This window comes from Mycobacterium sp. 134 (assembly GCF_048282715.1).
GTDB classification, from domain to species: domain Bacteria; phylum Actinomycetota; class Actinomycetes; order Mycobacteriales; family Mycobacteriaceae; genus Mycobacterium; species Mycobacterium septicum.
The window spans coordinates 1,546,932-1,569,496 of sequence record NZ_JBLVUN010000008.1; the positions used below are offsets into that span (position 1 = coordinate 1,546,932).

At 66.1% G+C, this 22,565-nt stretch carries 22 protein-coding genes and 1 pseudogene; 13 read left to right on the plus strand and 10 right to left on the minus strand.

Features of this window, described 5'->3' with window-relative positions; all coding sequences use genetic code 11:
• Positions 1-10: 10 nt before the first annotated feature.
• Entirely contained in the window at positions 11-1,240 is a 1,230-nt protein-coding gene (gene xseA, locus ACNQVK_RS12240; RefSeq protein WP_418029725.1) for an exodeoxyribonuclease VII large subunit, read from the minus strand.
• Positions 1,237-1,812 (minus strand): lipid droplet-associated protein, encoded by a 576-nt coding sequence (locus tag ACNQVK_RS12245; protein ID WP_418029726.1) that lies wholly within the window; start codon positions 1,810-1,812, stop codon positions 1,237-1,239. The genes xseA and ACNQVK_RS12245 overlap by 4 nt, the downstream gene beginning before the upstream one ends.
• A 53-nt stretch (positions 1,813-1,865) precedes the next feature.
• On the opposite strand from ACNQVK_RS12245, the gene ACNQVK_RS12250 reads away from it, so the two are divergent.
• Positions 1,866-2,879, plus strand: a complete 1,014-nt coding sequence (locus ACNQVK_RS12250) for a 4-hydroxy-3-methylbut-2-enyl diphosphate reductase (RefSeq protein ID WP_418029727.1) — start codon at positions 1,866-1,868, stop codon at positions 2,877-2,879.
• 17 nt (positions 2,880-2,896) lie between these two features.
• Here the strand turns inward: ACNQVK_RS12250 and ACNQVK_RS12255 are convergent, their stop codons facing one another.
• Positions 2,897-4,087: a DUF6542 domain-containing protein gene (locus ACNQVK_RS12255; protein WP_418029728.1), complete on the minus strand. Its 1,191-nt coding sequence runs from the start codon at positions 4,085-4,087 to the stop codon at positions 2,897-2,899.
• 84 nt (positions 4,088-4,171) lie between these two features.
• Here ACNQVK_RS12255 and ychF point away from each other — a divergent pair, with 84 nt between their 5' ends.
• The 4 genes and pseudogenes from ychF to ACNQVK_RS12275 all read left to right on the plus strand — a co-directional run bounded on the left by ychF (position 4,172) and on the right by ACNQVK_RS12275 (position 7,934).
• Positions 4,172-5,245 (plus strand): redox-regulated ATPase YchF, encoded by a 1,074-nt coding sequence (gene ychF, locus ACNQVK_RS12260; protein ID WP_418029729.1) that lies wholly within the window; start codon positions 4,172-4,174, stop codon positions 5,243-5,245.
• A gap of 201 nt (positions 5,246-5,446) precedes the next feature.
• Positions 5,447-5,596 (plus strand): annotated as a pseudogene (locus tag ACNQVK_RS12265) (helix-turn-helix domain-containing protein); the annotation flags it as partial.
• Positions 5,597-5,748: 152 nt separating this feature from the next.
• A complete protein-coding gene (locus ACNQVK_RS12270) occupies positions 5,749-7,206 on the plus strand; it encodes a hypothetical protein (RefSeq protein ID WP_418029730.1) in 1,458 nt (485 codons plus the stop codon).
• 368 nt (positions 7,207-7,574) lie between these two features.
• A complete protein-coding gene (locus tag ACNQVK_RS12275; RefSeq protein WP_418029731.1) occupies positions 7,575-7,934 on the plus strand; it encodes a DUF1801 domain-containing protein in 360 nt (119 codons plus the stop codon).
• 85 nt (positions 7,935-8,019) lie between these two features.
• On the opposite strand, the gene ACNQVK_RS12280 is transcribed toward ACNQVK_RS12275, so the two are convergent.
• On the minus strand, positions 8,020-8,400 hold the full coding sequence (locus ACNQVK_RS12280; protein WP_418029732.1) for a nuclear transport factor 2 family protein: 381 nt from the start codon (positions 8,398-8,400) through the stop codon (positions 8,020-8,022).
• A gap of 118 nt (positions 8,401-8,518) precedes the next feature.
• Between ACNQVK_RS12280 and ACNQVK_RS12285 the strand changes: the two genes are divergently transcribed.
• Positions 8,519-8,860: a DUF1801 domain-containing protein gene (locus ACNQVK_RS12285; protein WP_044519911.1), complete on the plus strand. Its 342-nt coding sequence runs from the start codon at positions 8,519-8,521 to the stop codon at positions 8,858-8,860.
• Here ACNQVK_RS12285 and ACNQVK_RS12290 read toward each other — a convergent pair.
• On the minus strand, positions 8,847-9,233 hold the full coding sequence (locus tag ACNQVK_RS12290; RefSeq protein ID WP_418029733.1) for a VOC family protein: 387 nt from the start codon (positions 9,231-9,233) through the stop codon (positions 8,847-8,849). The two genes, ACNQVK_RS12285 and ACNQVK_RS12290, sit on opposite strands and share 14 nt — an antisense overlap.
• Before the next feature lie 64 nt (positions 9,234-9,297).
• Here ACNQVK_RS12290 and ACNQVK_RS12295 point away from each other — a divergent pair, with 64 nt between their 5' ends.
• From ACNQVK_RS12295 to ACNQVK_RS12305, 3 genes are all read left to right on the plus strand, one after another.
• A complete protein-coding gene (locus ACNQVK_RS12295; RefSeq protein WP_418029734.1) occupies positions 9,298-9,705 on the plus strand; it encodes a hypothetical protein in 408 nt (135 codons plus the stop codon).
• Positions 9,706-9,879: 174 nt separating this feature from the next.
• The gene (locus ACNQVK_RS12300; RefSeq protein WP_418029735.1) at positions 9,880-10,626 is read left to right on the plus strand and encodes a class I SAM-dependent methyltransferase; all 747 of its coding nucleotides are present in this window, start codon (positions 9,880-9,882) and stop codon (positions 10,624-10,626) included.
• Positions 10,627-10,667: 41 nt separating this feature from the next.
• A complete protein-coding gene (locus ACNQVK_RS12305) occupies positions 10,668-11,060 on the plus strand; it encodes a hypothetical protein (RefSeq protein ID WP_418029736.1) in 393 nt (130 codons plus the stop codon).
• Positions 11,061-11,072: 12 nt separating this feature from the next.
• On the opposite strand, the gene ACNQVK_RS12310 is transcribed toward ACNQVK_RS12305, so the two are convergent.
• The 4 genes from ACNQVK_RS12310 to ACNQVK_RS12325 form a co-directional block, all read right to left on the minus strand.
• Positions 11,073-12,503, minus strand: coding sequence for an aldehyde dehydrogenase family protein (locus ACNQVK_RS12310; protein WP_418029737.1), 1,431 nt, complete (start codon positions 12,501-12,503; stop codon positions 11,073-11,075).
• 139 nt (positions 12,504-12,642) lie between these two features.
• Complete coding sequence (locus ACNQVK_RS12315; protein ID WP_418029738.1) at positions 12,643-13,059, minus strand: hypothetical protein; 417 nt, start codon at positions 13,057-13,059, stop codon at positions 12,643-12,645.
• A gap of 125 nt (positions 13,060-13,184) precedes the next feature.
• Positions 13,185-13,412: a sigma factor-like helix-turn-helix DNA-binding protein gene (locus tag ACNQVK_RS12320; RefSeq protein WP_418029739.1), complete on the minus strand. Its 228-nt coding sequence runs from the start codon at positions 13,410-13,412 to the stop codon at positions 13,185-13,187.
• 114 nt (positions 13,413-13,526) lie between these two features.
• Positions 13,527-14,207 carry a guanylate cyclase gene (locus ACNQVK_RS12325; protein ID WP_418034136.1) on the minus strand — a complete coding sequence of 227 codons (681 nt, stop codon included), beginning with the start codon at positions 14,205-14,207 and terminating at the stop codon, positions 13,527-13,529.
• A gap of 41 nt (positions 14,208-14,248) precedes the next feature.
• On the opposite strand from ACNQVK_RS12325, the gene ACNQVK_RS12330 reads away from it, so the two are divergent.
• Positions 14,249-14,419 (plus strand): hypothetical protein, encoded by a 171-nt coding sequence (locus ACNQVK_RS12330; protein WP_418029740.1) that lies wholly within the window; start codon positions 14,249-14,251, stop codon positions 14,417-14,419.
• A 3-nt stretch (positions 14,420-14,422) separates the two neighbouring features.
• Here ACNQVK_RS12330 and ACNQVK_RS12335 read toward each other — a convergent pair whose 3' ends face one another.
• Positions 14,423-16,087: an FAD-binding protein gene (locus ACNQVK_RS12335; RefSeq protein WP_418029741.1), complete on the minus strand. Its 1,665-nt coding sequence runs from the start codon at positions 16,085-16,087 to the stop codon at positions 14,423-14,425.
• A gap of 130 nt (positions 16,088-16,217) precedes the next feature.
• Here ACNQVK_RS12335 and ACNQVK_RS12340 point away from each other — a divergent pair, with 130 nt between their 5' ends.
• The 3 genes from ACNQVK_RS12340 to ACNQVK_RS12350 all read left to right on the plus strand — a co-directional run bounded on the left by ACNQVK_RS12340 (position 16,218) and on the right by ACNQVK_RS12350 (position 22,554).
• The gene (locus ACNQVK_RS12340) at positions 16,218-18,989 is read left to right on the plus strand and encodes a helix-turn-helix transcriptional regulator (RefSeq protein WP_418029742.1); all 2,772 of its coding nucleotides are present in this window, start codon (positions 16,218-16,220) and stop codon (positions 18,987-18,989) included.
• A 107-nt stretch (positions 18,990-19,096) separates the two neighbouring features.
• Positions 19,097-19,726, plus strand: coding sequence for a sigma-70 family RNA polymerase sigma factor (locus ACNQVK_RS12345; RefSeq protein WP_418029743.1), 630 nt, complete (start codon positions 19,097-19,099; stop codon positions 19,724-19,726).
• Positions 19,723-22,554 (plus strand): LuxR C-terminal-related transcriptional regulator, encoded by a 2,832-nt coding sequence (locus ACNQVK_RS12350; protein ID WP_418029744.1) that lies wholly within the window; start codon positions 19,723-19,725, stop codon positions 22,552-22,554. Before ACNQVK_RS12345 ends, ACNQVK_RS12350 begins: the two co-directional genes overlap by 4 nt.
• Positions 22,555-22,565: the final 11 nt, after the last annotated feature.

Genomic DNA, 22,565 nt, shown 5'->3' on the forward strand with positions numbered 1-22,565 from the left:
CTCACACCCTCTATTCGCTACCGTCGCTGACTGCCGAGATCACGCCGTCGGACACCCGCACCCGCAATCGAGTGCCGTTCGGCGCGTCGGCCACTGAACGCAGGACTGTCGGCGCCCCTGACGCCGGGACCGCCTGGACCACCGCATACCCGCGGGCCAGCGTCGCCGCCGGGCCGAGCGCGGTCAACCGCGCCGACAGGTGGCCGACGGTGTCGGCCTCCGCGGCGATCAGCCGGGTGATGTCGCGTTGCGCGGTGGCCCGGGCGCGCACGATCTCGTCCGCCCGCGCGGTGAGCGCGGCGAGAGGTTGCGCGAGTACCGGACGGCTGCGCAACTGCTCCACGTGGTGCTGCTCGCGGTGCACCCAGTTGCGCAGAGCGCGGGCGCTGCGCCTGTGCAGATCGTTGATCAGCGCCTGTTCAGCGGCCGCGTCGGGGACGATCCGTTTGGCCGCGTCGGTCGGGGTGGCCGCGCGCACGTCAGCGACCAGATCGGACAGCGGACTGTCGGGTTCGTGGCCGATCGCGCTGACCACCGGCGTGCGGCAGGCCACGATGGCCCGGCACAGCGTCTCGTCGGAGAACGGCAGCAGATCCTCCACGCTGCCGCCGCCGCGGGCCAGCACGATGACGTCGACGTCTGGGTCGGCGTCGAGGGCGGCGAGTGCTTCTACGATCTGCGGAACCGCGTTGGGTCCCTGCACGATGGTGTTGCGGATCGCGAAGCGCACCGCGGGCCAGCGGGTGCCGGCGACTGTGGTGACATCACGCTCGGCGGCCGAGGCGCGGCCGGTGATCAGGCCGATGGTGTTGGGCAGGAACGGGATTGGCCGCTTGAGTCGCGGGTCGAAGAGTCCTTCGGCCTCCAGGAGCCGGCGCAGGCGCTCGATCCGCGCCAGCAACTCACCGATGCCGACTGCGCGAATCTCGCTGACCCGCAACGAGAATGTGCCGCGGCCGGTGTAGAAATTGGGCTTGCCGCAGATGATCACCTGGGTGCCCTCGGTCAACTTGACCGGGGCGTTGCGCACCAGATCGCGCGGACAGGTCAACGTCAGCGACATATCCGCGGCCGGATCCCGCAGCACCATGAACACGGTCTTGGAGTCCGGACGGACCTTGAGTTCGGTCAGCTGTCCCTCGACCCACACCGTGCCGAGCCGGTCGATCCATTTGGCGACGCGGGTCGCCACGGCGCGGACCGGCCAGGGGTTCTCCGGTGACTGACCCGGTTCGGTCACTTCGCGGTCGCGCGGGTGATCCTGTTGGCGAGCAGCGTCACGAACGGTGCGCGGGCGCGGCCGGCTTCTTCATAGGCCAGCAGCGCTTCGAGGTCGGCCACCCGCAACGAGGCCAGCCGGGCGCGTAGCTGCGCCAGCGTCAGCGCGTCGTATCCGAGCTCACCGGCGATATCGGGCTCTGCGCCCGCGGCGGTGGCACGCGCGGCCTTCCCGTTCGTCGCTGCGGCCGATTCGGGCTCTCCGGTGCTGTACAGGGCGAACCGCCCCTCGGTGCGCCGCTCGCCGTCGCCGGACGCGTCGGCCTCGTCGTCCTCGGAGTCGGAGTCGAGATCCTCGTCGAAGGTGGCCCACTCGGGCTGCTCGTCCTTGGGCGGAAACAGCTGCCCCAGCGTTTCGTCGCCCTTGACGACCAGCTCAGCGAGGTTCTGCTGGACGTGCATGACGAGGTTCGCCGCCTGGCTCGCCATCGTCATGGGGTAGGTCAGGATGGTTTGGGGCAGCTTGCGAGTTTCCTCGATCGCGGTCGCCGCCGCACCCACCAGCAGCCGGACCCCGTACGGTGCAGTTCCCATGGCCCACAGCCTACGGCTGGCTCGGCGCCGCGGTAGCCCCGTACCCTGGAGACATGCCGCCGACAATCAACATGGGTATCCCGGGTGCCACGAGCTCGGTGAGGTCAGGCGGCGGTTCGCAAGCCACTGGCAAGCGAGTCCTGCTGGCCGAACCGCGCGGATACTGCGCCGGTGTGGACCGTGCTGTCGAGACTGTGGAACGCGCCCTGGAGAAGCACGGCGCCCCGGTCTACGTGCGCCACGAGATCGTGCACAACGTGCATGTCGTCGAGACGCTGGCCAAGGCCGGCGCCGTCTTCGTCGAAGAGACCAGCGAGGTTCCCGAAGGGGCCATCGTGGTGTTCTCGGCGCACGGTGTGGCCCCGACCGTCCACGTCGAGGCCGCCGCGCGCAATCTGAGGACCATCGACGCCACCTGCCCGCTGGTCACCAAGGTCCACAACGAGGCCAAGCGGTTCGCCCGCGACGACTACGACATCCTGCTCGTCGGCCATACCGGGCATGAGGAGGTGGTCGGTACCGCCGGTGAGGCCCCCGACCATGTCCAGGTGGTCGACAATCCGGACGCCGTCGACAACGTCACCGTGCGCGACGTGAACAAGGTGATCTGGCTGTCGCAGACGACGCTGAGCGTCGACGAGACGATGGAGACCGTGCGCCGGCTGCGCGAGAAGTTCCCGACGCTGCAGGATCCGCCGAGTGATGACATCTGCTACGCCACCCAGAACCGCCAGGTCGCGGTCAAGGCGATGGCACCCGAATGCGAGCTGGTGATCGTGGTCGGCTCGAAGAACTCATCCAACTCGGTCCGGCTGGTCGAGGTGGCGCTCGGCGCAGGGTCGCAGGCAGCCCACCTGGTGGACTACGCCGAAGACATCGACCCGACCTGGTTGGAGGGCGTCACCACCGTGGGCGTCACCTCCGGGGCATCGGTGCCCGAGGTGCTGGTGCGTGGTGTGCTCGAGCGGCTTGCCGAATACGGCTACGGGACTGTGCAGCCGGTGACCACCGCCAACGAGACGTTGGTGTTCGCGCTGCCGCGTGAGATCCGCCCGCCGCGCTCCTGATCGGCGCTAGCCGTCGATCACTCGTCGTAATCCCAGGAGTGACGTCCCCTGGCGGATGACCGTGGCCGCGTGCGGTGCTCGACGCGGTGGTCTTCGTCCTCAGAACCGCGGTACCGCACCCGCGACACCGGATGGTGTGTCGAGCGGCCCGAACCGTTGGGTGCCTGCTTGGGCTGCTCGAAGGAATCCTCGAACGGCTGGTAGTCGTCGAACCGGCGGCGCGGTCGCTGCGGCCGCTCGCGCGGGGTGTCGAACGAGCCGGTGTCGCGGCGCTCCGGCGGCGGCTGCTTGCGTGGTTCGCGTGGCTGGGTCCGCACCCTGCGGCGCGGCTCGCCGCTGCCCGGCTCGGCCGAGCGCGGGGGCCTGGGCCGCCGCGGCCGCTCGGGCATCGCGCCGTCGATTTCGCTGCCGAGATCGCCGTCGGCGGCACGGCTGGGGCGGGGTCGCGGGGCCGCCGGCCGCTTGGTCGGCCTGCGCTCGCCGCGGGGTCGTCCGGAGGCCGCTGCGGCTGCCGCTGCTGCCCCCGTGCCGGGCTCTGCGCCTGCCGGACGCCGGCGTGGCGGGCGTTGGGACGGGCGGCGCCGCGCCGCGGCGTCCGCTGCCCGATCCCCATCGGTGCTCCGTTCCCGGCGAGTCGACGCCGTGGCGGGTTTGCGGAGAACCAGCCCGGAAAGTTTCGCTGTGACAGATGACACAATTCCCGCGGCGGGCGTGGCCTTGCCCTTCGAGGCCGTTCCGGCGTCGGCGGTTTCGTCTCCGTCGGCTCCGCGCTTCGCCGTCAGACCGACATACCACCGGCCCAACCCGATCAGCAGGACCGTCGCCGAGAGGAACAACATCAGCGGGAAGCGTTCGATGAGCGGATATCCGCAGTTGATCGCCAGGTCCTTCACGCCGCTGAGCTGGCCTCCGTGGAACAGGAAATAGGAGCCGGGCACGGCGACGAAAAGGATGAGCGGGGGCTGGATCACGGCGGTGAACAGCCCTGCCTGCTGAACCGTCAGAACAGCCAGAAGACAACCGAGGGAATAGCAGATCGCGAACACCGAGGTGAGCTCGCGATCGCCCGAACCTGCATCGAAAGCAAAGCCGATCGCGGTTGCGGTGATCGCCAGCAGCACAGCTCCCCACCACGGCACACCGGCGAATCGCGGGTGTACAGAGCGATGGTCAGCCGGCACTGCCGACTGCGCGCGCTGTCCTGACACACGTAGACCGTACCGGCTCTGTCTGGTCGCGTGCTGCCAGCTCGCGCTGGCGTGCCTGTCACACCGGCCTAGACTGTCTTCCCTGTGAGCCTGAACCTGGGAATCGTCGGTTTGCCGAACGTCGGAAAGTCGACTCTGTTCAATGCCCTGACGCGCAACGACGTGTTGGCGGCCAACTATCCGTTTGCGACCATCGAGCCCAACGAGGGCGTGGTGCCGTTGCCCGATCCCCGGCTCGACAAGCTCGCCGAGATCTTCGGCTCGGAGAAGACGGTGCCGGCCCCGGTGACGTTCGTCGACATCGCCGGCATCGTGAAAGGCGCCTCTGAAGGCGCCGGCCTCGGCAACAAGTTCCTCGCCAACATCCGCGAGTGCGACGCCATCTGTCAGGTGGTGCGCGTGTTTGCCGATGACGACGTGGTGCACGTCGACGGGCGGGTGGACCCGCGCTCGGACATCGAGGTGATCGAGACCGAGCTGATCCTGGCCGACATACAGACGCTGGAGAAGGCGGTGCCGCGCCTGGAGAAGGAAGCCCGCAACAACAAGGAGCGCAAGCCGGTACTGGATGCGGCGGTCGCGGCCCAGGCGGTGTTCGACGACGGCAAGACGCTGTTCTCCACCGGCAAGGACTGGTCCGTGCTGCGTGAGCTGAACCTGATGACCACCAAGCCGTTCCTCTACGTCTTCAACGCCGATGAGTCGGTACTCACCGATGGGGCGAAGCAGGCCGAACTGCGTGCGCTGGTGGCCCCGGCCGACGCGGTGTTCCTGGACGCCAAGATCGAATCGGAGCTGATCGAGCTCGACGACGAGTCGGCCAACGAGCTGCTGGAGTCGATCGGGCAGACCGAGCGTGGCCTGGACGCGCTGGCGCGGGCCGGCTTCCACACCTTGCGGCTGCAGACCTATCTGACGGCCGGTCCGAAGGAATCGCGCGCCTGGACCATCCACCAGGGTGACACCGCTCCCAAGGCGGCCGGCGTGATCCACACCGACTTCGAGAAGGGCTTCATCAAGGCCGAGGTGGTGTCGTTCGACGACCTCGTCGAGGCCGGTTCGATGGCCGCTGCCAAGGCCGCAGGCAAGGTCCGGATGGAAGGCAAGGACTACGTGATGGTCGACGGCGACGTGGTGGAGTTCCGCTTCAACGTGTAAAGGGCCAGCTCAGTGGGTATTTATTGGCCTTCCGTCCGCAGTTCGTCCGCAGTGGGATTAACCGCCGCCTGGAATAGGCTTGCGGCGGCCTTCCGAGTCCGGTCGTTGGCGTTAGGCCATAGATGTGCGTATGTGTTCAGGGTGACGCTCGGCGACGAGTGCCCGAGTGCTCCCTGGACCGTCACGACATCGCAGTTCTCCATCGGACGCCCCAAAGCTCTCGACGCCCAGAAGGCGGCCCTGGCGCAACGGATGCACGCCGCCGGGGAACCTGCGACGACCATCGCCTCAACCCTGGGCGTCAGCCGGGCCACGGTCTACCGGGTGTTGGCACAGGACATCGAGTCCTAAACCTCAACCCCCTGGGGGGTACCCCCCATCGGGCACCTCACCTCCGCCTCATACGGCCAGCGATTCCTCTCTCTGGAGAATCGGCAGCGCCGCCGCAGACACGCCCAAAATTTAGCGTCGAATTGCTGCTGAAATGGGTACCGTTCGGAGCCATGCAGCTCTACTTCTCAGACCGCTTCGGCGTCAGTCCGCAGGTTCTCGAGCAGTATGGTGCGCTCGATATAAGCGTGGTTACCGATCTTCCTGTATTTATTGACCCGTTCTTGCTGTTTAACAGTTCGAATCCTGAATACAATCGGCTTCACGAGGGAATCATTGAGTACCTCAAGTTTCTGCGGGACGAAGCTCGTCCTGACCTTGATCCAGGACTAGTGCAGTCGTGGTACCGGTTTAAGGAAGTTAAGCAGAATTGGCTCGGGTACACGCAGTTCGGCAATGGTGGACATGCTCTCGGAAGTAAATTTGCAACTGCGCTACACAAATCTCTGCAAACAATTCTATCTAACTTTGGCGAAGAAGACGTCACGCGCGCGAGTCATCTTGAGAAGCTAACGCTAGTCAGTCCAGGTGTAGGCAAGGATAGTATTAGTGATTTTACTACCAATCTAATTAAAGATTACTTACTGAAGTATACTCAAACGTTCGCGGCTGAATATATCGACAAAGCTAAGTGTGCGACATTCCGGGTGCCCCATGCTGCTTTCAACTACCGCACAAAGACTTGGGAAACCCGGCCGTACTACCTCCCGAGGTTAGGCAACGACTTTGTAGTGCTGACACCACTCGACCTTCTTACGCGCGATGATACGTGGATTAACCATGCGGACATGGTTCGCAAGTTTGAACTCCTTCCCGATTCGATTAGCAATGACCAACTTCGGGCCCAGGTGAATCAATACTTCGCATCGCTGTTGGGGGAGAGGCCCACTGCTAAGGATAAATCTCGTGCCGCTTCGGCTACGATTCACAAGTTTCATGAGCTGATAGATCTCTATATACGGCTTAAAGAAGATACGGGGGACCAAGCAGAGGCTGTAAGTCGTGAAAAGATCGCAGCGCTGTACGACGCGCTCATTATTCAGGTTCGCGATGCGATTCCGGACTTGGACTCTAAATCGGACTTCTACAGGACGCCGTGGACCAGTTACGAAGAAGTCCTCCAGCGCGTCAACCTCTTCAAGGATTATGTAGAGAACCAAGATGGGTACCTGGTAATCAACCGCGAAAACGGTAAGAACCTTTCCAGCGAGAGGGAGGTCCAATTATTCTTCGGCTTGATATGGTGTAAGTCGGAGTTTGACGTCAACCGTGAGACCAATAATGGACGGGGGCCCGTTGACTTCAAGGTTAGTTTTGGCTCAGGTGACAAATCGCTGATCGAGTTTAAGCTCGCTCGGAGCACCCACTTGAAGAGAAATCTTGAAAATCAAGTTGCCGTTTACGAAAAAGCTAACAGAACTCACAAATCGGTTAAGGTCATTATCTGTTACACCGAGAGTGATGAACTGAAAGTCGCGCGTGTGCTCAACGAGCTTGGACGCACTGGAGACCAGTCTGTGGTCGTGGTCGATGCACGTACGGACAACAAACCGTCGGGTTCGAAAGCGTAGGCCACCGGACGTCAGGACACCGCGTCCGCAATCCGTCCGCAGTAGCTCCGGCAACCGTCTATGTTCGTCAGACGTAGCCAACACGCTGACCTGCGCGTTTTAACGAAACCAACGCCGTCAGCGTCGACAAACTCCCAGCAAGGAGTTCCGCTTCAACGTCTGAGCTCCGGTTTGACGTGGGGACCGCGTGTTAACGTGCCTGACGTGGCGACGATGTCTGCCGCCACGTTCTGCGCTTCCAGGTGAACGATCACCTGAATCATTGCGGAGGGGCCTGAGCTGATCAGGACATGTCCGAATGGGGTGCTGCGCCTTCTGGCGCGCCAATTCCATTGTGCCGGTGGGTCGATACCGGCAGGCGAAAGGACATGACAGTGGTTGCCAAGGATGACAAGAACCTCAAGCAGGTCCTCGACAAGATCGCGGGAATGGATGAGCCTGCGCGGGCTGTGATGCGACGCATGCACGACGTGATCGTCGCTGCTGCACCGGAACTCAAGCCGCGCATCTGGTACGGCATGCCGGGCTATGCAAAGTCCGCGAGCAGTCCCGTCCTCATCTTCTTCCGGAACGACGAGCTGATGAGCCTTGGGGTGAGTGGGAAGGCCACGCTGAAGCCCTCCGGGGGCAAGGATGGCCTGTTGATTCCCGCGGCCTGGTACTTCGATGGTCTGGACGATGCCACCGAGAGGCGAGTTACCGAGATCGTCCGCGCAGCCGTCGAATAAGGACCGCAGCCGATCCGAGCGTGGCGGCTATGCACGAAGTCGGTGCGGATTTCGTGCATAGGGCCCACGCTCGTCGGGCAGGCGGTCACTCCATCGGTTCGACCCACTGAACGCGGGATGGCCCGGGGCTGAACGGATCTCCGAAGTACTGGGTCTCGAGGACGACTTCGCCGTCCACGAATTCCATGATGCTCACGACATGGGACGGTTGCCCGTCGTAGGTCAGCACGAGCTCGCTGATCCAGAGATCACCGCCACCGAGGATGCGGCGGACCGTGAAGCGTTTGGCATTCGGTTGGGCTTCGCGCGAGGCCTGAATGCTGTCCCGCCCGCGGATCCGCTCACCTGATTGGGGATATTCGAGGACCGCGTCGGCGCGGTAGATCCGATGTTCGGCGTCGAAGTCGTTGATGTCGGATGACACCCAATGTGCTTCAAGAGCAGCCCGCAGGTTGTCGTCAGCCATGGCAGAAAACCGTATCCCGCGAGCGTGTGGGATGTGCACGCATCAGACCCCTTTTCCGTGCACAGGGCCCACGCTCGTCGGGCGGTTCCGCTCCATCCGTCGGAGTACATTGACGGCTGTGAGTGGGGATTGGCGCGTCGATCGGGTCGATGAAATCCGGTCGTTGATCAAACAGGCCGAACCTGACGTCGTCGAGGAGATCAAGTGGCGCAAGCCATCGAATCCTGACGGCGTGCCGGCCTTCTCGCTGGATGGCCTGATCTGCACGCTGGAGATGTACAAGGGCAAGGTCAAGGTGAATTTCGCCAAAGGCTCGTCGGTGAAAGACCCGGACCATTTGTTCAACGCGAGCCTCGAGGCTCCGGTTGGGCGTTCCATTGATCTGCGCGAAGACGACGAACTGGATGTGGACGCGTTCAAAGCGCTGATTCAAGAAGCGGTCAGGGTCAACCGCAAGTAGCTGCGTGGTTTTCGAAGTACTGGACCAAGCAGAATTCGTGTTCCTCGGGATCGAGCATGACAAGGACCACGCCCTCGTCGTAGTCGTTGCGGATGCCCGCCCACCGTCCGCCGAGGGTCTCGACCTGGTCGCGGCCTACGGCGATGTCGTCTACCTGCACGTCCAGGTGGATGCGCACCTTTGTGGATTTCGGTTCGGGTACGCGCTGGAAGGTGAGCCGGGGAAACGGTCCCGACCGCGAGCCCACCGTCGCCCAGTTCGCATCATCCCCATGCTCGCTCGACGCTGGAATACCGAGCAGCGCGGCCCAGAAAGCCGACATCCGAACGGGATCGGCGCAATCGATCGTCACTCCAGACCAGCGGTTGACCATCGTTCCTCCCCGGAGTCAGCGACACTGCAGGCAGATCCTTCCACCACACCGCCAGTGAGGGCCGATGTATATCCCGAACGAACTGCTTTCCCGCCTCGTCGGAGCGCGACTGTATTCGGTCGAGATCGTCCTCAACGACTACGTACACCTGAAGTTCGACGGGGCGGCCGGCGGGGGAGAACCGGCTGTTCTCGCCTGCTACGTCTGGCCGGTGGTCGAAAGTTCCGGTCGCGCGTGGCGGGAATCGGACCTCGGCTACGCAGACAGCCTGCGCGAGTTGACCCCTGGCACCGTGGCCTCGACTGCTGAGCAGACCGGTATCGGACTCCGCATCGAACTCGACACGGGCACACTCGTGATCCATCCGATGTTGGACGAGGTTTACGTCGAGATCGCGATGCTCACGGGATTCGACGACGGGGCCTGGATGGTTTGGCGTCCGGGCGAGGACAGCTTCGAGGATCTGGTGTGAACGCTGAGGCGAGTGTGCACTTTATGAAGGTGGCGGACGCGAATTTCCTACGTAACGTGCACACTCGCTGCAGTGTCACGAACAGAGGCCATGGTCGGCGGACGTCTGCACCGTTCAATGGGTATTGAGCCGCGAACTGGTTGCGTGACGGGGCCGGCGACGTAGCATTTTCTCGTGGGTTTTGCTGTCCCGCCGGACGCCTATACACGCTTCATGGGCCGGTACGCCGGGCCTCTTGCGGAGGTGTTCGCGGCGTTTTCCGGGGTCGGCGCGGGCGACAAGGTGCTCGACGTGGGATGCGGGCCGGGGGCGCTGACGGCGCAGCTGCTGTCCCTCGGAGCCCAGGTGGCAGCGATCGATCCGTCGCCGCCGTTTGTCGACGCGATCCGCACGCGATTTCCCGATATCGACGTGCGGCGGGGTACCGCCGAAGAATTGCCATATGACACAGCAGCTTTCGATGCTGCCCTGGCACAACTGGTCGTGCACTTCATGGCGGATCCGGTGATCGGCGTCCGGCAGATGGCGCGCGTGACGCGGCGTGGCGGCGTCATCGCGGCATGCGTGTGGGACGGTCCGACCGGCGCGCTGGCGCCGTTCTGGGAGGCCGTTCACCTCATCGACCCTGACGCCGAGGACGAGGCGCTGCTCTCCGGGGCGCGCAACGGGCACCTGAGCGAGATATTCGAAGCGGCCGGCCTGCGCGGTGTGGAAGAGCGTGCTCTTGCGGTCGATGTCGTGCATCCCACGTTCGAGGAGTGGTGGGAGCCGTACACATTCGGTGTCGGTCCCGCCGGTGACTATGTCCACGGACTCGATGACGACCGTCGTACACATCTCGAATCAGTGGCTCGCGAGCACCTGGGCAACGGACCGTTCACGGTGACCGCCACCGCGTGGGCGGCGCGAGGGATGGTCTGACAACATGTGAAGAGGCCCCAACCTCATTACAGTCTGCGCTCGTGGCATCGAACACCCGTCGAGCGGCCGGCACGCAGACCTTCACCGACGTCTTGAAGGTCTGGTTCGCAGGCAAGCGGCCGGACCCCGCAGCGGATCTCTCCGACCTGCAATCCGGGGTGACGTTGCAGGTCAGTTGCTTCCTGCGCCCCAAGGGGGCGACCTCGCGGGCCAAGCTGGGAACGCTCTCACTGACCCGCGGCGAGCCCGTGATCTGGCGCGGCCGCGACAAGAACGCCATCAGCCTGACCGCGCCGGTGACGCTGACGGGATCGGGTGAGAAAGCCATCGGACCGAAGTTCACCGCGTTCGATCTCGCCTGCGCCACCGGGTCATTCGACGTTCACATTCCGATACTGGACGTCGAGTTGGTAAAGCACGCCCTCGATACCTGAGATACGGGTAGCTCAGAACAGCTTGCGCGCCAGATTCCAGGCCCGGTCGCTGTAGGGCGGGTACAACATCTTGGACAGATCGGGCCGGGTTGGTTTGGTGAGCACCGTCTTGGCATGGCTGAATTCCTCGAAGCCCCAACGCCCGTGGTAGGCACCCACACCGGAGTTGCCCACTCCGCCGAACGGCAGTCGCGTGGTGGACGCTTGGAAGGCCACGTGGTTGATCAGCATCCCGCCGGCAGCCACCTCGGATACGACACGGTCGCGCACTCCGCGAGATCGGCTGAACAGATAGGCGGCAAGCGGTTTGGGTCTGTCGTTCACGAAATCTATTGCGTCATCCAGGGAATCGACGGTGAGCACCGGAAGGATCGGCCCGAAGATCTCCTCGGTCATCAGTGGTTCGGACGGGTCAGGGTTCAGCACCACCGTCGGTTCGACGGATAGCGACGCCCGGTCGATGCCGCCTCCGAAGATGATGTCCCCACGGGTTTCGATCAGGTATTCACCCAGGCGCTCAACGTGGTCGATGTTGAGGATTCGCATGCCTTTTGGCTGGTTCTCCCGGTATCGCACCCACGCGTCGCACACCCGGTCGACGAAGCGCTCGGCGACACCGCGGTGGGCGAGCACGTAATCGGGAGCGACACAGACCTGCCCCGAATTGATGAGCTTCGTCCACGCCACCCTGGCAGCCGCGGCGTCGACATCGCAGTCCTCGGCGAGGATCACCGGACTCTTCCCGCCCAACTCAAGGGTGACGGGTGTCAGATGCCGTGCTGCCGCCGCCAGGACCTTCCGGCCGGTTTGGGCTCCGCCGGTGAACAAGATCCGGTCGAACGCCCGCTCGAGCAGCAGCTCGCTGGTCGAGCGTCCTCCTTCGACCACGGCCACCGCATCATGGTCGAGGTAGCGCGGAACCATCTCCGCCATCAGCCGTGATGTCTGCGGGGCGAACTCGGAAGGCTTGACCAACACGGTGTTTCCGGCCGCGATGGCACCGATGGCGGGCCCCAACGTGAGCAGGAACGGGAGGTTCCACGTTCCGATGATCAGGACGGTTCCGTAGGGCTCGTACTCGACCCAACCGCGTCCGGGTAACTGGGGCAATTCGAGCATTCGCCGGTCGCGACGCATCCAGCTCTTGACATGCTTTGCGGCGTAACGTGCTTCGGCCACTGTGCCGGCGATATCGGTCAGCCAGGATTCGAAGGGAGCGCGACCGAGATCCGCCGACAGCGCATCGATGATCTCGGTCTCGTTGTCGGTCATCATCTGCGCCAGGCGGCTCAGCTGATCCGCTCGCCATTGTGCTGATCGCGTCCGGCCGCTACGGAAGGTCGCCCGCAGAGTCTTGGTGATCCGGGTGATGTCGGCCTCGGTCGGTTCGTCGTCGGTCGCTGTCCGCGCGTCGTTGCCGTTCCTGGATGTTGTTTCGGTCATCGCTGCCCCCAACGTGTGAATAGCTATTCACATAGATTCCCGATGTTGATCTTGATGAAGGGAATATGGCCTGATAGCCGCCCATTTCATCTAAGAATGGACATTAACATAGTGCCGAGAATGTGGGAACCGTGCAGCGTCAGAGCCCACCGCAGCGCGACGGGGCCAGGATCGGGGACCAGGGCGGGCAATCCGCAGGCAGTGGCTGCGGGGGAGGGGGTGGCTGCCGCGGTCCAAGAACCGGTGGCGGCGGTGCCTCATGCGGAACGCCGTGCCACGGGTAGATGGTGTTGGAGGCGATGTCCACGACACCCTCGGAGTTCCAGTACCAATCGTGGCAGATGCCGGCGTCCCAGGTGATGACCTGGCTGCCCGGTATCGGGGGATCACCCGGGCACCAGTGCGTGCACGTCAGACCGTCCGGGCAGTTCCCGCCCTCGTAACTCGGGCCGAAGGCCGGGTCCGCGAGGATCGCGCCGGCGCCAAGACCCAACCCGGCCAGAGCCAGGCTGCCCGACGCCGCCATGACGACTGCCAACCGCGAAACCGGGCCCATGGTCGGTCCCCTTTCGTGAGGAGTTGCGTCGGCCGTAGAGATGCCGTCCTCACCAGGTAATTGTGCCGCGACGGCAGGGCGTGGGCCGGCGTTCGGCGAGTTTCACCCCGAGAGGCCGCGAACCGCTACGTCCCGGGCGCGGTGTCGCACCCCATCTCGGCCAGGGTCAGCTTCAGCCGATGTAGCGCGTCGTGCAGCCGGGACTTGACCGTGCCTTCGGCAATCCCGAGATCCTCGGCGATCTTCCCGATGGTCCAGCCCAGGTAGTACGCCCGGCTGAGAACAGCGCGGTGTGCCTCCGGTAGCCCGGCCATCGCCTCGGCGACGCGCATGCGGCCCACTGCGGCATTCATCCGAAGACCTCCGGGGCTGGTGGGGGTTGTCACGACCAGCCTTGCCATCCGAGTGCCGGAATGCCTCAGTGCTGGCGGCAATCCGCCCATACCTGCCAGCAGGTATAGCCGGGGTCAGTCGATGATCACGGAGATCTCATCGCCCAATCCGTAGCCGGCGGTCAGCGGCAACTCGTCACCACTCCAGAACGAGCCCGGATCGAACCAGTTGTAGTGCTTCTCGGTGGCCAGCAGACCCATCTCCTCATAGGTGATGGCCACCGTCTCGGCGCAGTATGCGGTCTCGAGTCCGACCTGCCGGTTACGTTCCTTCTTGCGTTCGGCGGATTCGCGAACCTTGCTGTGTACGAAGGGAATTCCGCGGGTGAAGTCGCTGATGACCGGGACCCGTCCGCGCAGCCAGCGTCCGGTCAGTCGCGCGGTGGTGGGGAAGGCCGTGCCGTTCATCCGGGCGATCACCTTGAGGAGTTGGTCCTCTTGTTCGCGAGACGCGAACGGGGTGAGCTGACGCAACCAGCAGCGCTGCCCGTAGCTGTGCGCCCAGCGTTCGGCGACCTGGCGCGCGTCGTTGAGTTGCACGCCGCGATGGTTGGTCCCGGTCCACATGTCGAGCAACTTGTCGCCGAGCTCGGCGTGCCAGATCAGCGGCGGCAGGTCGTCGATCGCCACCGTCATGCCAACGTGGTTGACCGGGCTGTTGGTCAGCGTCTGGATGGCCCGGTCCGGCCCGGAGCCACCGCGAAACAGCCAGATGTCACCGGTCCGGGTCTCCTCCAGTGCCTTGGCCAATGCCACCGTGTTCGCTTTCACGTCCGCAGCTTAGGCACACTCAGAGCATGCGTAGCATCTGGAAGTGGCTGGGGTTGGCCGGTGTCGCGGGGGTCGTGGCGGGCGGTGTCATGGTGGCGCGTGATCAGCGTCGCCGAAATGCCTACACGCCGCAGGACATTCGAGCGCGCCTGCACCAGCGGCTGGCCGAGGCCGAGCAAGGCGAACCGAGGCGCTGACGACTACTGCATCAACTCGGCGATGTCGGTGGGGATCGGCGTGACGGGCTCGTGCCGCACCCCGGTCTGTGGGCACCACACCAGGTTCACCTGTAGTGCCGGGTCGAGGTGGGGGTAATCGGAACGCGTATGGCAGCCCCGTGTTTCGCGGCGTTCCAGCGCGCACTCGAGTGTCGCCCGCGCGGACAGCACCGCGGACCGGAGGTCGAAGGCATGGGCCAGGTCCGCGAACCCGCTGATGTCGGTATGCACACCCACATCGGCCATTCGCGCTTCGATCTCGCCGATAGCCGTCAACCCGGCGAGTAGTCCGGCCTCGTCACGGACGACACCGGCGTGCTCGGTCATCAGATTGCGCACCGAACGCTGCAATCCGCGGATGTTCTCGCTGCCGTCGGCGGCCAGCAGCCGGTCGACCTGTGCCTCGGCGGCACGGATCGCCGCCAGTGAACGGCGCTGCGCGGTGAGCCGCGCCGAGTAGTCAGCCGCGGCTTGCCCGGTCAGCCGGCCGTAGACCATCACCGCGATCAGCGAGTTTCCGTCCAGCGGACCGGCGCCGTGCAATCCCGTGGTGGCTTCGCCGGCGACGAACAGCCCGTCGACCTCGGTGCCGTGGTCCTGCGGCCGGACCGCGACCCCGCCCAACGAGTAGTGCGCGGTCGGCGCCACCTCGATCGGATCCCGGGTGACATCGCGCCCCTGCAGGTCCAGCACTGTCTGGTAGACCTGCGGCAACCGTGTCACGACCTTCTCCGCAGGCAGATGCGACAGGTCCAGCCATACCCCGCCGGTCCGCGTTCCGCGCCCCGCCTTGATCTCGGCGTAAGACGCCATCGCGACCCGGTCGTGGCCGGCCCGCTCCATCCGCTCGGGGGCATACCGCGCCATGAAGCGCTCACCCACGGTGTTCAGCAGCACGCCGCCCTCGTCGCACACCGAATCGCTGACCAGCGTGCCCGCCGCGTGCTCCGGTGTGAGCAAGCCGAACGGCCGGAACTGGACCAGCTCGGCGTCTCGCAACCGGGCCCCCGCCTCGACCGCGAGCCGAAACGAATCGCCGGTGTTCTCGTCCCGGAGGGCCGACGTTCGCCGCCAGAGTCGGGTATGCCCGCCCGTGGCCAGGATCACCGCGTCGGCGTGCACCAGATAGCGTGCACCGTCGACCAGATCGAAACCGTACGCCCCGAACACGGCTCCGTCGTTCACCAGGACCTGGGTCGCATAGAAACTCGCGAGGACCGGGATCCCGAGACGCACTGCGTGTTCGCGCAGGAGCCGTTGCACCTCGCCGGCGTCGGCATGGTGCCGGTAGGGATGGCCCGCGGTGTCCCGGTCGGCATCGTGGCGTTCGACGCGCATGCCGAAGCGCTCCAGATCGTGGATGCCCTGGGCAGCGCCCTGGGCAACCCGCTGCACCGTGCGGGGATCGGCCAGCAAACAGCTCTTCGTCAAAGTGTCGGCCGCGTGCCGTTCCCAGCCGTCGGCGGCGTCCAGCGCCGCGTTGATCCCGCTCAGGGTCAGCCTGGTGTGATCGTCGTCCGGTATGTGCTTGCCCACAACCGTCACCGCGACCCCGGACTCGGCGAGTTCGATCGCCGCTCGCAACCCGGCTGCGCCGACCCCCACCACCAGGACAGACGTGGCGAGCTGATGTTCGCGGGGTGACATGGACTCTCCTGGGACGGACGGGCGGTTACAAGTACCGACCGGGTGGGGTCGCGATCTGTGACAAGCCCGGTAGATTTCTCGCCAGCCGTGCACACCTCGGTGCCGGGCCAGTTCTGCCAGGAGCCGTTGCATGAGTGCCAGTCCGTTGCCCAACCTGGTTGGCCGGCAACGCGAGTGCACCCAGTTGACCGATCTGCTCGGCGGTCTGCGCCGCGGCGAATCCGCGGTTTCGGTGATCCGGGGCGAGGCCGGCATCGGGAAATCGGTGCTGTTGGAGTACGTGGCGGCCGAGGCCTCGGGGATGACCGTGACCGCCGCTCGCGGGATCGAGGCGGACATGGAGCTCGCCTATGCGGGCCTACATCAACTGTGCGCGCCGTTCCTCGCCACGATTGACGCGTTGCCCGTGCCGCAACGCGATGCGCTACGGGTCGCCTTCGGATTGGCAGTCGGCGACCCACCGGACCGCTTTCTGGTCGGCCTGGCGGTGCTGAGCCTGCTCACCCGTGCCTCGGAGGCCCGGCCGGTGCTGGTCATCGTCGACGACGCCCAATGGCTCGACCAGGTTTCCGTGCTGACGCTGGAGTTCGTGGCGCGCCGGCTGTTGGCCGAAGCTGTCGCGATGGTCTTCGCGGTGCGCGATCCGGCAGGCCAGGCGGTGCTCAAGGATCTGCCCGGGGTGCGGCTCGGCGGGCTCGACCCGGCGGCGGCCGGCGAGTTGCTGGAAGCCGCGGTGGCCGGTCGCCTGGAGGAGCGGGTGCGGGATCGGCTGGTCGCCGAGACCTCCGGTAATCCGCTCGCGCTGCTAGAGCTCTACCGCGGTCGCAGCGCAGCGGAGCTGGCCTATGGCGTCGAGGCCGGAACGGAGGCCGGCCGCCAATCGGTGTCGAGCCGTGTCGAGCAGGACTTCGCAGACCGGATCCATCTGCTGCCGGCGCCGACCCGAACGCTGTTGCTGATCGCCGCTGCCGAGCCCGTCGGGGAGGCGCGGCTGCTGCTGCGGGCCGCCGAGGCAATGGACATCGTTCCCGATGCCGCACCGGCCAAGGCTGCCGGTCTGATCGAATTCGGCGAGTCCGTGCGGTTCCGCCATCCGCTGGTGCGCTCGGCGGTGTACAGCCAGGCGAACCCCGACGAGCGTCGCGCGGTGCATCGCGCCCTGGCGGCGGTCACTGACCCGGTGCTCGATCCCGACCGCTGCGCCTGGCACGCAGCGGAGGCGGCCGATGGCCCCGACGAGGCGGTCGCGGCCGGGTTGGACCACGCGGCGGGCCGGGCGCGGCAGCGCGGCGGGATGGCTGCCGAGGCGGTCCTGTTGGAGCGTGCCACCGAGCTGACCCCGGATTTGTGGCAGCGCGGGCGGCGTGCGCTCGCCGCGGCCGAGGCGCACTTCTCGGCCGCCTCCCCGGATCGCGCCACCGAGTTGGCCACACTGGCCAGCCTGTGCCCACTCGACCGCTTGGACCAGGCCCGACTGGCGAGGTTGCGTGCCCGAATTCTGTTCGGCCGCAGCCGCAGTGACGAAGCGGCGCCGTTGTTGCTCGAGGCCGCCGCACAATTCACGGCCGCGGGGTCGCCACTGGCCCGCGAAACCTATCTCGAAGCGATCAGCGCGACGGTCTTCGCCGGCCGGGTCCACGGCGTGGCCGGTGCCAAGGCCGCTGCAGTCGCTGCCCGGGACTCCGGCGCTCCGCCGTCGCATTCCAAGGCCGCGGATCTGTTGCTCGACGGTGTCGCCACCCTGCTGGCCGACGGTTATGAAGCCGGTGTGCCGGCGTTACGTCGGGCGTTCGAACCCTTCGCGCAGGAGGAGCTGCACAGCCGTGAGGCGACGATGCGGTGGCTGTTGTTGGTCCCGGTCGCGCTGGAATCGTTCATCCACTACGGGTGGGACCTGCCCGCGTGGGATACCTTCGCCACCCGCGCGGTGCGGCTCGCGCGTGACATCGGGGCACTCGGGGTGTTGCCTCCGGCACTGATCTACCTGGGCGGCGTCTACATCCATCATGGCGACTTCGCCACGGCGGCCCGGATGATCGACGAGGCCGACGCGATTTCCACCGCGACCGGACAGACCCCACACGCTTATGCCTCGCTGGTGCTGGCCGCGTGGCGTGGTGAGGAGGACGCCGCCGCCGGCCCGATCGCGGAGGCCAAAGCCCGTGCCGCCCAACACGGCGAGGTCTCGCTGCTGGGGGTCGCCGGCTATATCCAGGGCGTGCTGTACAACGGCCTGGCGCGGTACGACGAGGCGCTCGCGGTGGCCCGGGCGGGTATCGATCACGACGGCTACAACTTCACCGGGCTGTCGTTGGTCGAACATGTCGAGGCCGCAGTGCGGTGTGGTGAGCTCGATACAGCCCGGACGTCGCTGGACCGCCTGGTCGAACTGACCCGCGCGGCCGATTCCGGCTGGGCCCGTGGCGTCAGCGCACGCAGCCGGGCCCTGCTCGCCGACGGCGACGAGGCGGACGTGCTGTACCGCACGGCCATCGAGGAACTTGCCCGGGACCGCGTGGTCGTCGAGGTGGCACGCACCCATCTGCTGTACGGGGAATGGCTGCGCCGGAATCGTCGGCGGGCGCTGGCGCGGGAGCAGCTCCGCAGCGCGCACGAGATGTTCGACGGCATGGGGGCCAGCGCGTTCGCCGAGCGGGCGCGTCGCGAACTGCTGGCCACCGGAGAGCACGTGCGGACCCGGGAAACCGGGCCGACGAACAGCCTGACCCCACAGGAGGCGCAGATCGCCGCGCTGGCCGCTGCCGGGATGACCAACCCGAAGATCGGCGCGGAGCTCTTCCTCAGCCCGCACACCGTTGAGTGGCACCTGCGCAAGGTGTACACGAAGCTCGGCATCAGCTCCCGCCGCGAGCTGCCCGACGCCCTGCCCGCCTCAGGCTAGGCCCGGGTCCGTAGCCCGGACACGTAGTCCGTGGCGCAGGCAGGCCACGGACCCGACCACGTAGTCCCGTGGCGCGATAGACGCCACGTGGGATCCAGGGTGGAGGTATGTCGACACCGGAAGAACTGGACCTGGCTCTCGACATCTTTCTGAGCCACCGGACGCGGCTTTTCGGCATCGCCTACCGAGTGACCGGTGAGACCTGTTGCGCAGAGGACCTGATCCAGGAGGCCTGGCTGCGGTGGCAGCGCAGCGACCGCGCGAACGTGGAGAACCCGGCCGCATTTCTGACCACCACCACGACGAACCTCGCGATCAACGTGATCCAGTCGGCTCGGTACCGTCGTGAGGCTCCGACCGCGTCGCCACTGGACTACCTGCTCGACGCCGTCGAGGACGAACCCATGGTGGGTGCCGAACAGACCGCGGTGGTCGAGGAGATGCTGGGGCTGCTCATGGCGAGATTGACGCAAGGGGAACTGGCTGCCTACGTGCTGCGCAAAGGTTTCGAGTACGCATACGCCGACATCGCAGCGCTGTTGCGAACCAGTGTCGCCAACGCGCGGCAACTGGTTCGCCGGGCCCAGACCCGCCTCGACACCGGCGAGCGCTCCTCAGCGGTCCTGATCGCCGCGCACCGTCGCCTTGCCACCGCGTTTCTCGCGGCGGCTCGCACCGGTGATCGCCGAGATCTGGAGCGGCTCCTCGCCGGCGACGCCAGCCCTCGGGCCGCATGAGTGCCGATACCTCAGGCTGGTTGCCCTGGACCGTCGAGACGCCGCGAATCGCGGATTTGGAACGCGTCGATGGAGCGCGGGGGCGCCTCGTCGGCCGGCAACGGGAATGCGCAACCCTCGACGACATCATCGCGGGCGTGGCGGGTGGTCGCAGTGCCGCCCTGGTGCTGCGGGGAGAGGCCGGTATCGGCAAGACCGCGCTACTCGACTACGTGCGCCTGCACGCCGCGGGCCGCCGGGTGGTGCGGATTGCGGGCATCGAGGCGGAGGCAGAACCGGCGTTCGGCGGGCTACATCGACTGTGTGCGCCGTTCCGGGAACATTTCCACCGCCTACCTGTTCCACAGCGGTCGGCGCTGGAAACGGCGTTCGGACTCAGCGCGGGGACTCCGCCGGACCGCTTCCTCGTCGGCCTCGCCGTCCTGAGCCTGCTCGCGGACGTGGCCGCGAAGCAGCCCGTGGTGTGCCTGGTCGACGATGCACAGTGGCTGGACGGGATCTCAGCCCAGACACTGTCGTTCGTCGGTCGCAGGCTGCAGGCCGAGCGGGTGCTGCTGCTGTTCGCGGTACGTGAGCCGGCGGATGGCGATGCGCTGAAGGACCTGCCGGCCCTGCAGATCGAGGGCCTGGGCGATCACGACGCCCGCACCCTTCTGGCATGGGGCTGCCCGGGCCGCGTCGACGACCGGGTTCTCGATCGGATCCTGGCCGAATCACGCGGCAATCCGCTTGCGCTCCTTGAACTTCCGCGTGAACTGACGGCTGCGCAGTTGTCCGCGGGGCCGCAGCGGCCCGACGACCAGCCGCTGTCCGGCCAGATCGAGAAGGGTTTTCTGCGTCGCCTCCGTTCGTTGTCACCCGAAGCGCAACGGCTGGCGCTGCTCGCCGCGGCTGATCCGGTGGGGGATGTGGCGTTGTTGCGCCGCGCGGCAGTCGAGTTGGACATCGACATCGTCGCCGCCGACGCCGAAGCGCAGGCGGCCGACCTGCTCACCGTCGGCACCATGGTCCGGTTCCGGCATCCGCTGGTGCGATCGGCGGCCTACCGGTCGGCGACGACACCACAGCGCCGGCAGGTACACCGGGCGTTGGCCGAGGCGACCGACCCCGAACACGATCCCGATCGACGCACGTGGCACTTGGCCAGCGCCGCAGCCCAGCCCGATGAGGATGTGGCCGCCGATCTCGAACTGGCCGCCGCTCGCGCCCGCGCGCGCGGCGGTGCTGCCACGGCGGCCGCATTTCTCGATCGGGCCGCCGAACTGACGCCTGACCCGCGTCGTCGTGGCTCCCGTTCGCTGGCTGCAGCACAGGCCAAGAGCGAGGCAGGTGAGTTCGTCGAGGCTCTCGAACTGCTCGACGGCATCCGGGTGCTGCCGTTGACGGAGCGTGAGGGTGCCCTCGCCGAGCTGGTGCGCGGGCGAAGTCTCTTCTCGTTCCGGAGCGCGAGCGCGGGCCTGCCCGCACTCCTCGGCGCTGCCAAACAGCTTGAGCCACTTGACCCCGCGCTGGCCACAGAGACCTACCGCGATGCCTTCTATGCCGCGCTCACGGCCGGCCGGCTGACGGACGGTGTCGGGCTGGAGGAGGTGGCGGCCGCGATCCTGGCGATGCGCCGGCCGGCCGATCCGGCCCGCTCAGACCTGCTCCTTGAGGGGGTCTCCCGGATCACGGTTACGGGCTACGCGGAGGGAGCACCGCTGGTTCAGCGTGCCCTGGCGGCCTACCGGACGGGAGAAATCTCACCGCAGGAGGGGTTGGGTTGGCTCCCGATGGCGTGCCGGTTGGCGCACAACACTTGGGAATTCGACGCGTGGTCGACGCTGTCGGCCACCTTGGTCGAACTGGCGGTGGACGCCGGCGCACTTTCCGTGCTGCCGTCGGCGCTGCTGCTGCGATTGTCGAACCGAGTCTACGCAGGGGATCTGTCCGCGTCGGACGCTTTGGTCGCCCAGGCGGCAACGTTGGGCGAGGTGACCGGAAGCAGTTTCTTCGCACACTACGGCGCCGTGGTGGTCGAACCGTGGCGGGGCGACGAGACGCGCACCCGACAAGCGATCGACTTGATCACCGCGGATCCGTTGTTGCGCGGCGAGGGTAAGACGCTGACGGCCACCGAGTGGGCGGCCGCGGTGCTCTACAACGGACTCGGCCGGCATGACGAGGCGCTCGCAGCCGCTCGACGTGGATCGGCATATCCGAGCGAGCTCGGACTGTCGACCTGGTCGATGGTCGAACTTGTCGAGGCAGCAGCAAGATTGGGTGTGCCAGAGGATGCCGCGGATGCGGTGCGGCATATCGAAGAGATGGCTGCGGTGAGTGGGACAGACTGGGTGCGGGGCACGGCGGCCTACGTAGGCGCGCTGGTCGCCGACGGCGCTGTCGCCGAACGGCTTCACCAGGAGGCGATCAGGCTTCTTGACTGTACTGATGTCCGAATGTTCAGCGCGCGAGCGTATTTGGTGTACGGCGAATGGTTGAGGCGCGAACAGCGCCAGAGTGATGCGCGGCAGCTCCTCGGCCGTGCGTACACGATGCTGAGTGACATCGGAGCCACCGGCTTCGCGCAGCGGGCGCGCCGCGAACTCGCCGCCGCGGGGGCGGCGCCGCAGAACCGCACGGCGGCCGATCGGCAGGCGTTCAAGGGTGTGTCACTCACCGCACAGGAGATGCAGATCGCCCGGCTGGCCGCCGATGGCTTGACCAACTCGGAAATCGGCGCGCAACTGTTCATCAGTGCTCACACCGTCGAGTGGCATCTACGAAAAGTGTTCAGTAAGTTCGGCATCCGTTCCCGACGCGACATTGCGGCGAACCTGAAGCAATAGTCCCTGTCACA

Coding starts and splice junctions, on each gene's coding strand:
- ACNQVK_RS12245 (WP_418029726.1), bottom strand. CDS start 1,812: ATGGGAACTGCACCGTACGGGGTCCGGCTGCTGGTGGGTGCGGCGGCG.
- ACNQVK_RS12250 (WP_418029727.1), top strand. CDS start 1,866: ATGCCGCCGACAATCAACATGGGTATCCCGGGTGCCACGAGCTCGGTG.
- ACNQVK_RS12270 (WP_418029730.1), top strand. CDS start 5,749: ATGCAGCTCTACTTCTCAGACCGCTTCGGCGTCAGTCCGCAGGTTCTC.
- ACNQVK_RS12275 (WP_418029731.1), top strand. CDS start 7,575: ATGACAGTGGTTGCCAAGGATGACAAGAACCTCAAGCAGGTCCTCGAC.
- ACNQVK_RS12280 (WP_418029732.1), bottom strand. CDS start 8,400: ATGGCTGACGACAACCTGCGGGCTGCTCTTGAAGCACATTGGGTGTCA.
- ACNQVK_RS12290 (WP_418029733.1), bottom strand. CDS start 9,233: ATGGTCAACCGCTGGTCTGGAGTGACGATCGATTGCGCCGATCCCGTT.
- ACNQVK_RS12295 (WP_418029734.1), top strand. CDS start 9,298: ATGTATATCCCGAACGAACTGCTTTCCCGCCTCGTCGGAGCGCGACTG.
- ACNQVK_RS12310 (WP_418029737.1), bottom strand. CDS start 12,503: ATGACCGAAACAACATCCAGGAACGGCAACGACGCGCGGACAGCGACC.
- ACNQVK_RS12315 (WP_418029738.1), bottom strand. CDS start 13,059: ATGGGCCCGGTTTCGCGGTTGGCAGTCGTCATGGCGGCGTCGGGCAGC.
- ACNQVK_RS12320 (WP_418029739.1), bottom strand. CDS start 13,412: ATGAATGCCGCAGTGGGCCGCATGCGCGTCGCCGAGGCGATGGCCGGG.
- ACNQVK_RS12330 (WP_418029740.1), top strand. CDS start 14,249: ATGCGTAGCATCTGGAAGTGGCTGGGGTTGGCCGGTGTCGCGGGGGTC.
- ACNQVK_RS12335 (WP_418029741.1), bottom strand. CDS start 16,087: ATGTCACCCCGCGAACATCAGCTCGCCACGTCTGTCCTGGTGGTGGGG.
- ACNQVK_RS12340 (WP_418029742.1), top strand. CDS start 16,218: ATGAGTGCCAGTCCGTTGCCCAACCTGGTTGGCCGGCAACGCGAGTGC.
- ACNQVK_RS12345 (WP_418029743.1), top strand. CDS start 19,097: ATGTCGACACCGGAAGAACTGGACCTGGCTCTCGACATCTTTCTGAGC.
- ACNQVK_RS12350 (WP_418029744.1), top strand. CDS start 19,723: ATGAGTGCCGATACCTCAGGCTGGTTGCCCTGGACCGTCGAGACGCCG.